This window comes from Mesorhizobium sp. WSM4821, assembly GCF_055901555.1.
The window spans coordinates 1,854,926-1,867,373 of sequence record NZ_CM148371.1; the positions used below are offsets into that span (position 1 = coordinate 1,854,926).

Below are 12,448 nucleotides of genomic sequence, written 5' to 3' on the forward strand. Positions count from 1 at the left end.
GGGACCTTAAACACCGGGTCCACGTCCGCACGCCGCCGCTACCGCCTCCACGAGATCGTCTCCCGAATAGGGCTTGGTGACCAATCTGATATTCGGAAAGGACACCTTGATTTCATCCATGTCCGAATAGCCCGAGGCGAAGACGAAAGGCACGCCCGATTCGTGCAAGCGCGAGGCGAAATCGAGCGTCGAAGCGCCGCCCAGCATGAGGTCGACTATGGCCGCATCGAATTGCGAGGCAACGCTCTTGCGATCGATCTCAGCCAGATCGCGGGCGATAACCACGTCGCCGGCGCCATAGTCGCGGCAAAGCTGCTCGACATCCATGGCGATCAGGAATTCATCCTCCAGAACAAGAATCCGCAATCCGTCAAGCAATCGGGGCACGTGGCAATGTCTCCTTGAAGCGCTGGGGGAAGCGCAGGGCATGGAGGAGTCATGATCTCTATTTAGCGTCCTGTCATTTAAAGTTATTTGGCATCCTGTCATTTAAAAAAGACATGCCCATCGCGGATGGCGGAACCTCGACGCCTGCAGGGCGTTTGCTATCGCCCGCCCGGGAGGGCAACGCTTTCGAAGAGGGGATCGAAATGCCTGGCCAGAACGGCCGTTCTTCTCCCAGTCGCCGATATTCATGCGGGGACTGTCCGTTGCGGCCGTTGCCGGCGTTCCGGGCGTTCGAGAAGCAGGAACTCGTCTTCGTCGACGCGTTCAAGAAAGGCGAACTGGCCGTCGACAAGGGGGCCACGGTTCTGGTGGAAGGGAACCACAGCGCACACCTCTATACGGTGCTGTCGGGTTGGGCTTTCCGCTACAAATTGCTATCCGACGGGCGCCGCCAAATTCTGAACTATTCCATGCCAGGCGATCTCATCGGTTTGCAAGGCAGCCTGATGGGCGAAATGCAACACTCGGTCGAAGCGCTGTCGCCGATGCTGCTCTGCGTCTTCGAGCGGGAGGCCCTTCCCGATCTCTACCGCAGCCATCCGGGCCTCGCCTATGACATCACCTGGATCGCTTCGCGTGAGGAGCGCATGCTGGACGAGAACCTGCTCAGTATCGGCAGACGCACCGCGCTCGAGCGTGCAGCCTATCTCATCGCCTTCATATCAAGCCGTGCCAAGGCGGTCCGGCTCAATGGCGGGACGCCTGTGCGGATTCCGATCACGCAGCAGCATATCGCCGATACGCTCGGCCTGTCGCTGGTCCACACCAACAAGACGATCCGGAAGCTGATGGACCGCAAGCTTATCTTCTGGCGCGACGGAGGCTGCGAGGTGGTCGACAACGAAAGGCTCAAGGAACTCGCCCGCTGGGAGGGGTTGAGAGAAGATCGCCGACCACTGATTTGAAAGCCCGGCCAAATACGTCCGCGCCGGGCTGGACTCGCCTGCGAAAACACCCTTTCATGGATCGTGTTCCGATTTAGGAACCTTGCCGTGTATCGGGCGTTTGAAATCAAGCAAACGCAAGGAGTTAAGCAATGGCGACTGCCGCAGGAAAGACCGCAAACGAAACCCGGGCGAATTCGGACCTCGAGGCCGACATAAGGCAATTGAAGGCCGATATCGAAAAGCTCACCAAGCAATTGGCCAAAACCGGTGAACATGGCTATGGGACGGCCCGCCGGGCCGCCGTTGAAGGCGTCGAGCAATTGCGCGCCCAGGGCGAAGCAGCCTTCGACACCGTGCGCAGCAACGCCAAGGATATCGAGGAGCAATTAGCGGCGAGCGTACGCGAGAAGCCGGTGACGTCGCTGGCGATTGCGGCCGGCGTCGGCTTTCTGTTCGCCCTTCTCGCGCGCCGCTAGCCCTAACCCAGATGGCAATGCTGGCATCGCTGATCTCGGGCCTGGCCTCGGGTGAAATTGTTGCAGCCGTGCACCGCGCGCGCACGGCAGCAATCGTTTATATGCTCGCGGCACTTGCAGCGCTGTGCGGCCTCGGTTTCCTCGTCGGAGCGGCCTATGTCTGGGTGGCGGGCCGCTATGGGCCGATGGCGGCCTGCATCGGTTTCGGGGTCGGCTTTCTTGTGATCGCAGGGGTCATTGTACTCATCCATCGCCTATCGGCCGGCGCGCGTGCGCGGCGCCGGGCGCAGTTGCGCAATGCCGACATCAAAGTAGCCGGCATCGCGGCCGCGTTCGCCGTGCTGCCGTTGCTGCTCAAGGGGAAAGGCGGCCTGGGCACCATCCTCGGCCCCGCGATTGCACTCGCCGCCTACGCCATTTACCGCGAGAACATGAAGCCCGGCGCCAACGTTCCGGATGACGGCGAAGCGAAGTAACTCGAAACTGTTCTTGATCTTGCCCGAAAATCCGGGCGCCACTTTTTGCTGCGCCTGAAGGCGTCATGCGACGCGCTTTAAGTTCCGGTCTCGATGCATACCCAAGACCGCTGCGCCGTCATTTCGACAGGTCCTCCAGCGGCATCGATATTTCGGCGAACACGCCTTCCGGCCGGAATTCATGGGTCACTTCGCTGGAGATGATCTTGGCCAGGCTGCGGCGGATCAGGATCGAGCCGAAGCCATAGCGTTCGGGCGAAGCAACTTCGGGCCCGCCGCTTTCGCGCCAGGTCAGCACCAGCCGCCGTGCGCCTTTCGGGCCCCGTGCCTTCCAGTCGAGATCGACCTTACCCGCAGCCGCCGACAGCGATCCGTATTGCAGCGCGTTGCTGGCCAGTTCATGCAGGATCAGCCCAAGCCCGACGGCCTGGTCGGGTGAAAGCAGGAGATCGGCGCCTGAGATCGTCATGCGCGGCTGTTCGGCGGTGTCGAACGGTCTGACCTCGACCTGCACCAGTTCGCGAATGCCGATGCCGCGCCACTCGCGGTCGGACAGCAGGCTGTGGGCGGCGCCCAGCGCCTGAAGCCTGGCGCTGAAGGCTTCGAGGAACTCGCTCGGTTGTCGAGCATGGCGAACGGTCTGCGTCGCCAGCGCCTGCACGGTCGCCAGCGTGTTCTTGACGCGATGGTTCAGCTCGCGCAGCAAGAGCCGTTGCCGCTCGTCGCCGAGCTTGCGTTCGGTGACGTCGTAATTGACGCCGAAGATCAGCGTCGGCTTGCCGTCGCCGTCACGCTCGATGACACGGCCGCGCGTAGCGACCCATCGCGGCGGGCTGAAGCCCTTGACGCGGTATTCGCCAAAATAGTCGTCGCCGCTGGCCAGCGCGTCGCGAAAGTGCGTCTCGGTCTGGTAGACATCGCGCGGGTCGATGGCGGCAAGAATATCGCGTGCCCTCAGCCGGTTCGAGCGCGGCAGGTCGAACAACTCGGACAACCGGACGTCGCATTCGATTATGTCGGTATGGATATCCCATGCCCAGCTGGCGAGCGAGGCGGCATCGAGCGCGATGCCGCGCCGCTTTTCCTCGCGCGCCAGCGCGGCAGCGGCGTTGGCGCCGTTGCGGGTGGCGTCCTTCAATGCGAACAGGCTGGCGGCGAGGCTGGCGAGCGCGGTCAACTGTCCGAGCTCGGCGGCAGACGGAGACGCGCGCGGCTTCCGATCGAAGACGCAGAGGGTGCCGATCCGGGCACCGGCCACCACAATCGCAGCACCCGCATAGAAACGGACATGGCGCTTGCCGGTGACCAGCGGGCTGGCGCTGAAACGTGAATCCGCGGCCGCGTCGGTCACCACCATCGGCTCGTCGCCGGCGGCAATGGCGTAGGCGCAGAAAGATGTATCGGCGGCGGCCTCGGTCTCATCCAGGCCGACACAGGATTTGAACCATTGCCGTTCGACGTCCAACAGCGTCACGAGCGCGATGGGCGCCTGCATGACCGCGGCGGCGAGCCCGCTGATATGGTCGAAGTCGGGATCGGCCGCCGTGTCGAGCGCATCGAGACCATGGAGTACGGCAAGCCGGTCCTGCGCCCTCAGCACGCTAAGGACATCGACCGGCAGGTTCGGCTTTTTCTCTACCCGGCTATCCACAAGGCCCCCAAATTCATCGGCTTGCAGCAATTCGCGCCAGGACGGCTGCCTGGCTCCGAAACCGGAACCTTCGCCTTGAGGAACCGTTACCCAACCATGTTTTGCCAGCCGCGCCCGCCGGCGCCAAACGACATGCCAGCGCTAAACGATATGGAGGCCGATCATGCCCAAGATCGTTCCTGAAGACAAAGCCCGCCAGGGACGGTGGGGGTGGCACACACTCCGTATCCTGATCGCAGCGCTGCTTTTGGCGTTTATCGCCTGGGGCATCGCGGAGATCTACGGCAATATGATAGACCAGACGCCGACCGAACAGGGCGAGCTCCCCAGGAACGAACAGGGTGAGCTTCCCCAAGGCTGAAGCCCGTCGATCGACCGTGCCGGGCCGCATCATGCGGCCTTCGCTTGGGCAGCGCGCGCCGGGACGAGAACATTCAGCGCGCCAGGATGGATTTCAACCGTCGTTTCGCGGTCAAGCCTGATCAGTTCGCCATCCAGGACGGCACGGAATCTCTTGGCTGCCGAGTGAATTTTCAAAACGACCCGGTCGGCCTGGTGGATTTCGACATGCCCGCTATCTCGCCATTTGCCGCGCGCCATATCGAAGAGGAACCGGATCAGTTCGCCACGCTGCCGCGCCACCGTGATATAGATGCCGAGCACGCCGCCGGCGGGATTGTCGGCATAGGGCAGGTGACCTTCACCGAAAAGATTGTTGGTGACGCCGATGCCGGGGGTGCGCGTCACAATTTCGGTTTCGCCGATTGTCAGCGTCACCTTCATTGCCGACGGGTTCTTGATCGCCGCCCAGGCAGCCCGCGCAGAGGCCCGCATCTTTCCCAGCCGCGAGCCAAACTCCATGTGCTGGCGAAGCTGCACCATCCTGGCATGCATGCCGATCGAAAACTGATGCACGAAGGGACGGCCGTTGGCGGTTGCCATATCGACTGCGATGATCTCGCCGTCGGCAAATGACTTCACCGCCGCGTCAAGAGTCTGCGGGATACCGAGCCCGCGCGCGAACAGGTTCATCGTGCCGGCCGGCAATATGGCAAGCGCTGTTTTCCTGCCCATCAACCGGGCCGCCGCGGCCGAAATGGTGCCGTCGCCACCGCCGGCCAGCACGATATCGATGCCAGGCTTCGAAGCGACGCTGTCCAGCGCTGCGACGATATCCCTGCCGGCAACGACATCGATGTCGATGGAGTGACCACCTGCCTCCAACGTCCGGCGCATCTGGTCCGAGAAGGCGAAAAGGTCAATTGTTCGCAAGGTGCCGCCCTCCTGGTTCAGCACCGCCGCAAATCGCATGCCCCCTCTCCGCTTTTTCGTGGCAACCATGGGCAACCATTACCCAGGACAGACCCAGCCACAGGCTGAAACGGGGCGGTTAAAAAAAGGTTCCGTAAGCTCTGACGAATACAGGAGCCCGATTTACCGGCGGAACGCATGCATAAGCGCGATTAACACGGATTTTTACGGCATTCGCCATGGTGTTTCGGAACAACGGCGTGGTCACAACGTTGTGACATGTGAAGACGCTGCGTCCGATCTTTCCATGGCTCAAATTAGGCGCGGCGTACACGAAATCACGAGGAGAGATGATCATGGTACGCACCCTTTTAGCCACGACCGCACTCACAATGCTGATTACAACAGGCGCTTATGCGCAGTCGCAGACAACCCCGGCGCCAGCGCCGCCTGCCGCTCAGGAAGCCGCACCAGTCGTGCAACGCGCCGAGGGTAGCCTTGTCACCAACATTATCGGTGAATCGGTCTATAATGGCACAAGCGACGATGCTGAGAACATCGGCGACGTCAGCGATGTGGTCTTCGACGAAAACGGCCAGGTGAAATCCGTCGTCATCGGCGTCGGCGGCTTTCTCGGTGTCGGTGCCAAGAATGTCGCTTTCGACTACAACCAGCTGGAGTGGGCCGAACGGAATGGCGACCGTTGGCTGATTGCCAAGACGACAAAGGATGAGTTGACGGCTCAGCCGGACTTCGACCGCAAACCTTTCGACCCGGCTCCTGCGGCCAATGACAGCGCGGCCACGGCTCCTGCCACCCCGTCTGGCTCGACCGATACGACCGCACAGAACGCTCCGGCGGCTCCGGCCGAACCAGTGAAGCGCGCCGACGGCAATCTCGCCACCAATATCATCGGTGAAACCGTCTACAACGGCACTGGGGACGACGCCGAGAACATCGGCGACGTGAACGACATCGTCCTGGCCAAGGATGGCAAGGCCGAGTCGTTGATCATTGGCGTCGGCGGCTTTCTCGACGTCGGCGAAAAGAACGTAGCCTATCAGTTCGACAAGGCTCAGTGGGCAGAGAGGGACGGCGATCGCTGGCTGGTGGCTGAGACCACGAAGGAAGATCTGGAGGCGTTGCCAGAGTTCAACCGCGAGGCCTATGATCCCGCCCCGGCGACCACCGCATCCAACGACGCCGCGGCGCCTCAGCCGGTGACGACAACCCCGGCTGTCACCCCGACGGATCAGAAGACGGCGGAGGCCCCCGCGGCAACGCCTGACACCGCTGCTCCGGCCCCAATGGACAAGACAGCCGAGGCTCCGGCTCCAGCGCCGGCGGATAAGACGGCGCAGGCTCCGGCGGCAATGCCCGATCCTGCTGCTCCGGCCCCAACGGACCAGACAGCCGAGGCTCCGGCTGCCGAAACGCCTGACGCCCCCGACCAGACGCAGACCGCGGCGATCGACAAATCGGCGCTGACCGAAGTGCCGGTCAACGAAATCCGGTCCGAGGATCTGGTTGGAACCACTGTCTATGGCGCCAATGATGTCAATGTCGGCGAGATTGGTGACGTCGTACTGACGGGCGACAAGAAGGTCGATGCCGTCATCATCGATGTCGGGGGTTTGCTCGGCGTTGGCGAGAAGGAAGTGGCGGTCGGCATGGATAATCTCAAGTTCATGACCGACAAGGACGGCAACCGCTACCTCTACACGAACTTCACCAAGGAGCAGCTCGAGGCGCAGGTCGCCTACGATAAGGGCAGCTATGCCGAAAAGCGCGACGAGCAGCGCATGATCATGCGCTAGTTCGCTCAACCGACGAAGAAAGGCCCGCGCCGGCAACGGCGCGGGCCTTTTTCACGTCAGGAAAGACGGCGGGCCTGCGGCATGGCCTGCGACACCGTCCTCGGTCAGTTCGGCAAGCGCCAGTGACTGGTCGAGATGTTCGGCACGCCAGGCAAGCAGCCTTTCGGCAAGCTCCAGCCGGACGCGCAGATAGGTCGGGTCTGCAGCGACATTGGTCAGTTCGTCTCGATCATTCTCAAGGTCGAAAAGCAGCGGCGGCAGGCCGCCGCCGAAATGGACATACTTGAATTCTTTCGTGCGGGTGACGGCGAGATTGCACTGGCGCGGACCGATGCCGAAATGGCGCTCGGCGTGACCGTCGGCGACCGAGCGGAAATCGAACTCCCAATGCGCGGCCTCGCGCCAGCTGTCCGGCTCCCTGGCGTCCAGGAACGGCTTCAGCGATTGTCCGTCAAGATGCGGCGGCGTTTCCTCGCCAAGCAAATCGAGCAGTGTCGGCGCTATGTCCACCGCTTCGGTGAAGCGGTCGACGCCGGCGCCGGCCGCTGTGAGGCGACGCGGGTCGCGGATGATCAGCGGGATATGAAAACTGCCGTCGAAGAAGCCGCCCTTGCCCAGCATGAAATGGTCGCCCATCATCTCGGCATGGTCGGAGGTCAGTACGACGATGGTGTCGTCCCAGGCATCGGCTGCCTTGACCGCTTGCCAGATGCGGCCAAGCTGCGCATCGACCTCCGAGATCATGCCGTAATAGAGCGCGCGGATGCGGCGAAGATCGTCGTCGCTCCAGTCGCGCACCTTGCCTTCGGCTCCCGGCCGGAATTTTGCCCGCTCCTGCTGGTCAAGATCATAGGCAAGGTAGGGGTGGCTCTCGGCCTCGGCCTGCCAGCTCACAGCGCGGCGGAAGGCCGTACCGTCGACCGGATCATACATTGTGTTGTAGGGCTCCGGCACGATGAAAGGCGGGTGCGGGCTGATGAAGGAGAGATGCGCGAACCATGGCAAGTCGCGCTCCTGTTCGCCAAGCCAGCGAACGAATTCGCCGGTCAGGAAAGCGGCGGGGGTTTCGTCCTTCGAATAGACGGGCGGCGCGGTGGTCACCGCGCTGTCGGTCCTGCCGCCAAACTCGCCCGCTGGACGATGGATGTCGGGAAAGCCGGCGCCGGTATCGACGCCGCGCGCCTTAAGCCAGGACAGCCATGGTCTCTGGTGCTCCGGCAGGAATTGGCGCACGGTGAAGCCGGGCAGCACGCCTTCGTAGCTTTTCAGCCGCGGGTCGCCTGGCGCCAAAGCGCGCGGATCGAGCGACACGTCGGTGTAGCCGAACAGCGTCGGATCATAGCCGAGGCCGCGCAACGAGAGCGCGATGTTGCCGTGGCGGGCGTCCAGTGGCGTGCCGTTGCGGCAAACGCGGTTGTTCATCTGGTAAAGGCCGGTATAGAGGCAGGCGCGCGCCGGCGAGCAGGGCGCCGCCCCGCCATAATGTTTTCTGAACAGTACGCCCTCCGCAGCGAGCGCGTCGACGTTCGGAGTCCGCACCACCGGATGACCGACAGCCGACAGGCAGTCGCCGCGCCACTGGTCGCACGTGATCAGGAGAATGTTCGGGCGTCTGCCTTTTCCAGCCAATCGCTGTATCCTTGATCTAGCGTGCCGCTCATGGAGCCGAATTTTTGCGGCGACGCAAGCCAGAGGGTTTTGCAAGTTGGTGAACAAAGGTCATTCTATCGTTCACCTATAGAGCACAGTCCATTCTGTGTTTGCGGCCTTTGCCGGCAATGGCTGTATCCTCATATTGGCGTGGACAGCGGCATGGGCCGCACAGGACAAGGAAGGAGCAGGAAATGCTCGACCAGATCAAAGGCTTGCATCACGTCACCTCGATGGCCAGGGATGCGCGCCAGAACGATGAATTTTTCACAAAAAAACTCGGCCTGCGCCGGGTCAAGAAAACCGTCAATTTCGACGCACCGGATGTCTACCATCTCTATTATGCCGACGAGATCGGCACGCCCGGTTCGGTGATGACCTATTTTCCGTTCCCCAACATCGGCAAGGGCCGCCACGGCGTTGGCGAAGTCGGCACCACGGTCTATTCGGTCCCCGAAGGCACGCTCGCCTATTGGGAAAAGCGTTTTGCCGATGAGGGCGTGGCCGGCCTCTCGCGCGAAGAGAGCTTCGGCGAGAAGCGTCTCGCCTTCTCCGGCCCCGACGGCGATGGTTTTGCGCTGGTCGAGGACAAGGCGGACACCAGAGCGCCATGGGCGAAGGGCGGCGTGCCCTCCGACGAGGCGATCCGTGGCTTTCATTCGGTATCGCTCAGATTGAGGGATGGCGGCGCTACGGAAGAGTTGCTGAAATTCATGGGCTATGAGGAAGCCGACACATCCGGCAATGTAAAACGGCTAGCGGTGAAGAACGGCAATGGCGCCGATGTCGTCGACATCGAATCGCTGCCGGGCGCTGCTTTTGCCGATCTAGGTGCCGGCTCCGTTCACCACGTCGCCTTCGCCGTCGAAAATCGCGCCAAGCAGCTCGAAGTGCGCAAGGCGCTGATGGAGACGGGTTATCAGGTGACGCCGGTGATCGACCGCGATTATTTCTGGGCGATCTATTTCCGCACACCGGGCGGCGTGCTGTTCGAAGTCGCCACCAACGAACCTGGCTTCGACCGCGACGAAGACACCGCCCATCTCGGCGAGGCGCTGAAGCTGCCGTCGCAGCACCAGCATCTCAGGCCCTATCTCGAACAGCATCTGCAGAAGCTGGAAGACTGAAAGCGCATCGCGTTTGATGAGATTGGGCGACGCGCTTCAGTTTACTTTTGTGCATATCGTTATCGCAACCGCTGCGCACTTTGGGCGGCGTGCATTAAGGATCAGGTCATGAGCAAGGACGCTTACATCCACAAGGTGCTGCCCGGTTCGCCGAGCGGCGCGCTGCTCTTCGTCTTCCACGGCACCGGGGCCGACGAGAGCCAGCTTCTGTCGCTCGGGCGCGATCTCGCGCCGCAAGCGACCATCGTCTCGCCGCGCGGCGATGTCTCGGAACACGGTGCCGCGCGCTTCTTCCGCCGCACCGGCGAGGGCGTCTACGATTTGGACGACCTGGCGCGCGCGACAGACAAGATGGTTGGCTTCGTCAAATCGCATGTCGAGGCGGCAAAGCCTTCGTCGGTGCTTGGCCTCGGCTATTCCAACGGTGCCAACATCCTGGCCTCGGTGGTGTTCGCGGCACCCGCGCTGTTCGACGCGGCGGTGCTGATGCACCCGCTGATCCCGTTCGAGCCGGAGATCGGGGGAAGTCTTGCCGGCCACCGCATCCTGGTCACAGCAGGCAGGCGCGATCCGATCTGCCCGCCCGACCTGACGTCGCGGCTGGAGGCCTATTTGCGTGCCGATGGTGCCGATGTCACAGTGGAGTGGCACGACGGCGGCCATGAGGTGCAGTCGAACGAGATCGAGGCAGCGCGGCGATTCCTGTCCGCCACGCCGGTAGAAGGAGCGTAAGCAATGCTTGACAGATTGCCGGAGATCGAACTGGAGGATCGCGGTTCAAAGGGCCGTTATCTCTTGCGTGGGCCCGACGGCGCCGAGGCGGAGATGACCTTCACCAAGATCGGCGAGCATCAGATCATCATCGACCACACCGAGGTGCCGGATGCGTTTCGCGGCCAGGGCGCGGGGCTTCGCCTCGTCACCCGCGCCGTCGAGGACGCGCGCGCGGCGGGCAAGAAGATCATCCCGCTCTGCCCGTTCGCCAACGCCCAGTTCCGTCGTCACCAGGAATGGGCCGACGTGCTGAAGCAATAGGGCTGGATCCTACCCACGTTCCTTGGCGCGATGACGGTTAGGGCGGCGGCCACAGAGATGCATCGCTGTCTTGCCTAGTGGGCATTGTCTTGCCTAAGTAGGTGTGTTGCCCGTAGCCGGCTCGCCATCGGCCGCCCCACCAATCGAACCGAATGATCCCCTGATGACCGAAACCGATCGCGTTCCCGTCTTCGACGGCCATAACGACACGCTGCTCAGGCTTTATCAGTCAAAAGACGCGGATGTCGAAAAGCTGTTCATCGAGGGAACGCCGGGTGGCCACATCGACCTGCCGCGGGCGAAAAAGGGTGGCTTTGCGGGCGGCATGTTCGCAGTTTTCCCGCCGCCGATCGAGAAATCCAGGCGCGGCGCGGTGCCACCGGCGCCAAGCGACAACGAGCCCTTGCCGTCCGAACTTGCCCGCACCGACGCGCTTCCCTCCACCATCGCCATGGCCTCGATCCTGTTCAGGCTGGAGCGAGCGTCGGCGCTCACCGTCTGCCGGAGCGCCGGCGACGTGCGCAACGCGATGGCGCAAGGGTCGATCGCGGCGGTGTTCCACATCGAAGGCGTCGAGGCGATCGATCCAGAGCTGACGATGCTCGACGTGCTGCACGCTGCGGGACTGCGCTCGCTTGGCATCGTCTGGAGTCGTCCGAATGTCTTCGGCCACGGCGTGCCGTTCCGCTTTCCGTCGACGCCCGACACCGGGCCGGGCCTGACCGACGCCGGCAAGGCACTGGTCAAGGCCTGCAACCGGCTCAGGATCATGATCGATCTTTCGCACCTCAACGAAAAGGGGTTCCGCGACGTCGCCGCAATCAGCGACGCGCCACTGGTCGCGACCCATTCCAATGTCCATGCGATCTGCGGGCATTCCCGCAATCTCACCGACTGGCAGCTCGGTGCGATCCGCGAGTCTGGTGGCATGGTCGGGTTGAATTTTGCCACTGGGTTCCTGCGCGAAGATGGCAGGATGAATGCCGATACCAGTCTCGACATCATGGTGCGGCATGTTGATTCCCTGCTGCAGGCACTGGGCGAAGACGGCGTCGGCCTCGGATCCGATTTCGACGGCGCCATGATCCCGGCCGTCATCGGCGATGTCGCCGGCCTGCCGAAGCTGCTCGATGCGTTAGCCAAGCGCGGCTTCGGTCGCGCGCTTATCGAGAAGATCGCCTATCGCAACTGGATCAGCATGCTGGAGAAATCGATCGGGTAGGCCTGTTGATATTCAGGTGAGGCCGGCCTGCAAACTATGGCTTCCTGCGCTTCCGGTGCTCACGTACTTAAGTGCGCTCCGCTCCGGTTCTCGGAAACCACCGTTTTCGACTCGGACTGACCTGAATCTCAACGGGACTAAGTGGAAATTACTGGAAGCCCATACGCCTCAGCCAGTCCTGGCCGACGCCGCGGTCACGGATGATCGGCAGCGGATTTTCCGAATCCAGCCTGGCGCATATACGGTAGACTTCCAACGCTTCGGCACCCATCTCGCCGCGCTTGTAGAAGAACATGGCGGCGGCGTAGCGCGTGCGACCCGACCATTTTTCGCCAAGCGGCGTGTTGATCAGTTCCCACTGTTCGATGGCCTCCCCATCGACGTCGGACCTATCCGTCTCGTCGGTCAT

At 62.5% G+C, this 12,448-nt stretch carries 14 protein-coding genes; 9 read left to right on the forward strand and 5 right to left on the reverse strand.

Features of this window, described 5'->3' with window-relative positions; genetic code table 11:
* Positions 1–6 precede the first annotated feature (6 nt).
* On the reverse strand, positions 7–327 hold the full coding sequence (locus AC0NID_RS08900; RefSeq protein ID WP_474033469.1) for a response regulator: 321 nt from the start codon (positions 325–327) through the stop codon (positions 7–9).
* Positions 328–590: 263 nt separating this feature from the next.
* Between AC0NID_RS08900 and AC0NID_RS08905 the strand changes: the two genes are divergently transcribed.
* From AC0NID_RS08905 to AC0NID_RS08915, 3 genes are all read left to right on the forward strand, one after another.
* A complete protein-coding gene (locus AC0NID_RS08905) occupies positions 591–1,352 on the forward strand; it encodes a Crp/Fnr family transcriptional regulator (protein ID WP_473456210.1) in 762 nt (253 codons plus the stop codon).
* A 131-nt stretch (positions 1,353–1,483) separates the two neighbouring features.
* Positions 1,484–1,810, forward strand: coding sequence for an ElaB/YgaM/YqjD family protein (locus AC0NID_RS08910; RefSeq protein WP_473456140.1), 327 nt, complete (start codon positions 1,484–1,486; stop codon positions 1,808–1,810).
* Between the two features lie 11 nt (positions 1,811–1,821).
* Positions 1,822–2,286 carry a hypothetical protein gene (locus AC0NID_RS08915; protein WP_473456141.1) on the forward strand — a complete coding sequence of 155 codons (465 nt, stop codon included), beginning with the start codon at positions 1,822–1,824 and terminating at the stop codon, positions 2,284–2,286.
* A gap of 118 nt (positions 2,287–2,404) precedes the next feature.
* Here AC0NID_RS08915 and AC0NID_RS08920 read toward each other — a convergent pair whose 3' ends face one another.
* The gene (locus AC0NID_RS08920; RefSeq protein WP_473456142.1) at positions 2,405–3,937 is read right to left on the reverse strand and encodes a sensor histidine kinase; all 1,533 of its coding nucleotides are present in this window, start codon (positions 3,935–3,937) and stop codon (positions 2,405–2,407) included.
* 163 nt (positions 3,938–4,100) lie between these two features.
* On the opposite strand from AC0NID_RS08920, the gene AC0NID_RS08925 reads away from it, so the two are divergent.
* Positions 4,101–4,298 carry a hypothetical protein gene (locus AC0NID_RS08925; RefSeq protein WP_473456143.1) on the forward strand — a complete coding sequence of 66 codons (198 nt, stop codon included), beginning with the start codon at positions 4,101–4,103 and terminating at the stop codon, positions 4,296–4,298.
* Between the two features lie 29 nt (positions 4,299–4,327).
* Here the strand turns inward: AC0NID_RS08925 and AC0NID_RS08930 are convergent, their stop codons facing one another.
* The gene (locus AC0NID_RS08930; protein WP_473456144.1) at positions 4,328–5,248 is read right to left on the reverse strand and encodes a diacylglycerol/lipid kinase family protein; all 921 of its coding nucleotides are present in this window, start codon (positions 5,246–5,248) and stop codon (positions 4,328–4,330) included.
* A gap of 296 nt (positions 5,249–5,544) precedes the next feature.
* Between AC0NID_RS08930 and AC0NID_RS08935 the strand changes: the two genes are divergently transcribed.
* Complete coding sequence (locus tag AC0NID_RS08935; RefSeq protein ID WP_473456145.1) at positions 5,545–7,005, forward strand: PRC-barrel domain-containing protein; 1,461 nt, start codon at positions 5,545–5,547, stop codon at positions 7,003–7,005.
* A 51-nt stretch (positions 7,006–7,056) separates the two neighbouring features.
* Here AC0NID_RS08935 and AC0NID_RS08940 read toward each other — a convergent pair whose 3' ends face one another.
* Positions 7,057–8,634: an alkaline phosphatase family protein gene (locus AC0NID_RS08940; RefSeq protein WP_473456146.1), complete on the reverse strand. Its 1,578-nt coding sequence runs from the start codon at positions 8,632–8,634 to the stop codon at positions 7,057–7,059.
* Between the two features lie 215 nt (positions 8,635–8,849).
* Here AC0NID_RS08940 and AC0NID_RS08945 point away from each other — a divergent pair, with 215 nt between their 5' ends.
* The 4 genes from AC0NID_RS08945 (at position 8,850) to AC0NID_RS08960 (ending at position 12,039) form a co-directional block, all read left to right on the forward strand.
* The gene (locus AC0NID_RS08945; RefSeq protein WP_473456147.1) at positions 8,850–9,782 is read left to right on the forward strand and encodes a VOC family protein; all 933 of its coding nucleotides are present in this window, start codon (positions 8,850–8,852) and stop codon (positions 9,780–9,782) included.
* Between the two features lie 108 nt (positions 9,783–9,890).
* Positions 9,891–10,514 carry an alpha/beta hydrolase gene (locus AC0NID_RS08950; protein WP_473456148.1) on the forward strand — a complete coding sequence of 208 codons (624 nt, stop codon included), beginning with the start codon at positions 9,891–9,893 and terminating at the stop codon, positions 10,512–10,514.
* 3 nt (positions 10,515–10,517) lie between these two features.
* Positions 10,518–10,817, forward strand: a complete 300-nt coding sequence (locus AC0NID_RS08955; RefSeq protein WP_473456150.1) for a GNAT family N-acetyltransferase — start codon at positions 10,518–10,520, stop codon at positions 10,815–10,817.
* A 163-nt stretch (positions 10,818–10,980) separates the two neighbouring features.
* The gene (locus AC0NID_RS08960) at positions 10,981–12,039 is read left to right on the forward strand and encodes a dipeptidase (RefSeq protein ID WP_473456151.1); all 1,059 of its coding nucleotides are present in this window, start codon (positions 10,981–10,983) and stop codon (positions 12,037–12,039) included.
* A gap of 148 nt (positions 12,040–12,187) precedes the next feature.
* On the opposite strand, the gene AC0NID_RS08965 is transcribed toward AC0NID_RS08960, so the two are convergent.
* Positions 12,188–12,448 (reverse strand): hypothetical protein, encoded by a 261-nt coding sequence (locus AC0NID_RS08965; RefSeq protein WP_473456152.1) that lies wholly within the window; start codon positions 12,446–12,448, stop codon positions 12,188–12,190.

What these genes read in the sequence shown, in the direction of transcription:
- AC0NID_RS08900 (WP_474033469.1), bottom strand. Translation starts at nt 327, where the DNA reads ATGGATGTCGAGCAGCTTTGCCGCGACTATGGCGCCGGCGACGTGGTT.
- AC0NID_RS08905 (WP_473456210.1), top strand. Translation starts at nt 591, where the DNA reads ATGCCTGGCCAGAACGGCCGTTCTTCTCCCAGTCGCCGATATTCATGC.
- AC0NID_RS08910 (WP_473456140.1), top strand. Translation starts at nt 1,484, where the DNA reads ATGGCGACTGCCGCAGGAAAGACCGCAAACGAAACCCGGGCGAATTCG.
- AC0NID_RS08915 (WP_473456141.1), top strand. Translation starts at nt 1,822, where the DNA reads ATGGCAATGCTGGCATCGCTGATCTCGGGCCTGGCCTCGGGTGAAATT.
- AC0NID_RS08925 (WP_473456143.1), top strand. Translation starts at nt 4,101, where the DNA reads ATGCCCAAGATCGTTCCTGAAGACAAAGCCCGCCAGGGACGGTGGGGG.
- AC0NID_RS08930 (WP_473456144.1), bottom strand. Translation starts at nt 5,248, where the DNA reads ATGCGATTTGCGGCGGTGCTGAACCAGGAGGGCGGCACCTTGCGAACA.
- AC0NID_RS08935 (WP_473456145.1), top strand. Translation starts at nt 5,545, where the DNA reads ATGGTACGCACCCTTTTAGCCACGACCGCACTCACAATGCTGATTACA.
- AC0NID_RS08945 (WP_473456147.1), top strand. Translation starts at nt 8,850, where the DNA reads ATGCTCGACCAGATCAAAGGCTTGCATCACGTCACCTCGATGGCCAGG.
- AC0NID_RS08950 (WP_473456148.1), top strand. Translation starts at nt 9,891, where the DNA reads ATGAGCAAGGACGCTTACATCCACAAGGTGCTGCCCGGTTCGCCGAGC.
- AC0NID_RS08955 (WP_473456150.1), top strand. Translation starts at nt 10,518, where the DNA reads ATGCTTGACAGATTGCCGGAGATCGAACTGGAGGATCGCGGTTCAAAG.
- AC0NID_RS08960 (WP_473456151.1), top strand. Translation starts at nt 10,981, where the DNA reads ATGACCGAAACCGATCGCGTTCCCGTCTTCGACGGCCATAACGACACG.
- AC0NID_RS08965 (WP_473456152.1), bottom strand. Translation starts at nt 12,448, where the DNA reads ATGACCGACGAGACGGATAGGTCCGACGTCGATGGGGAGGCCATCGAA.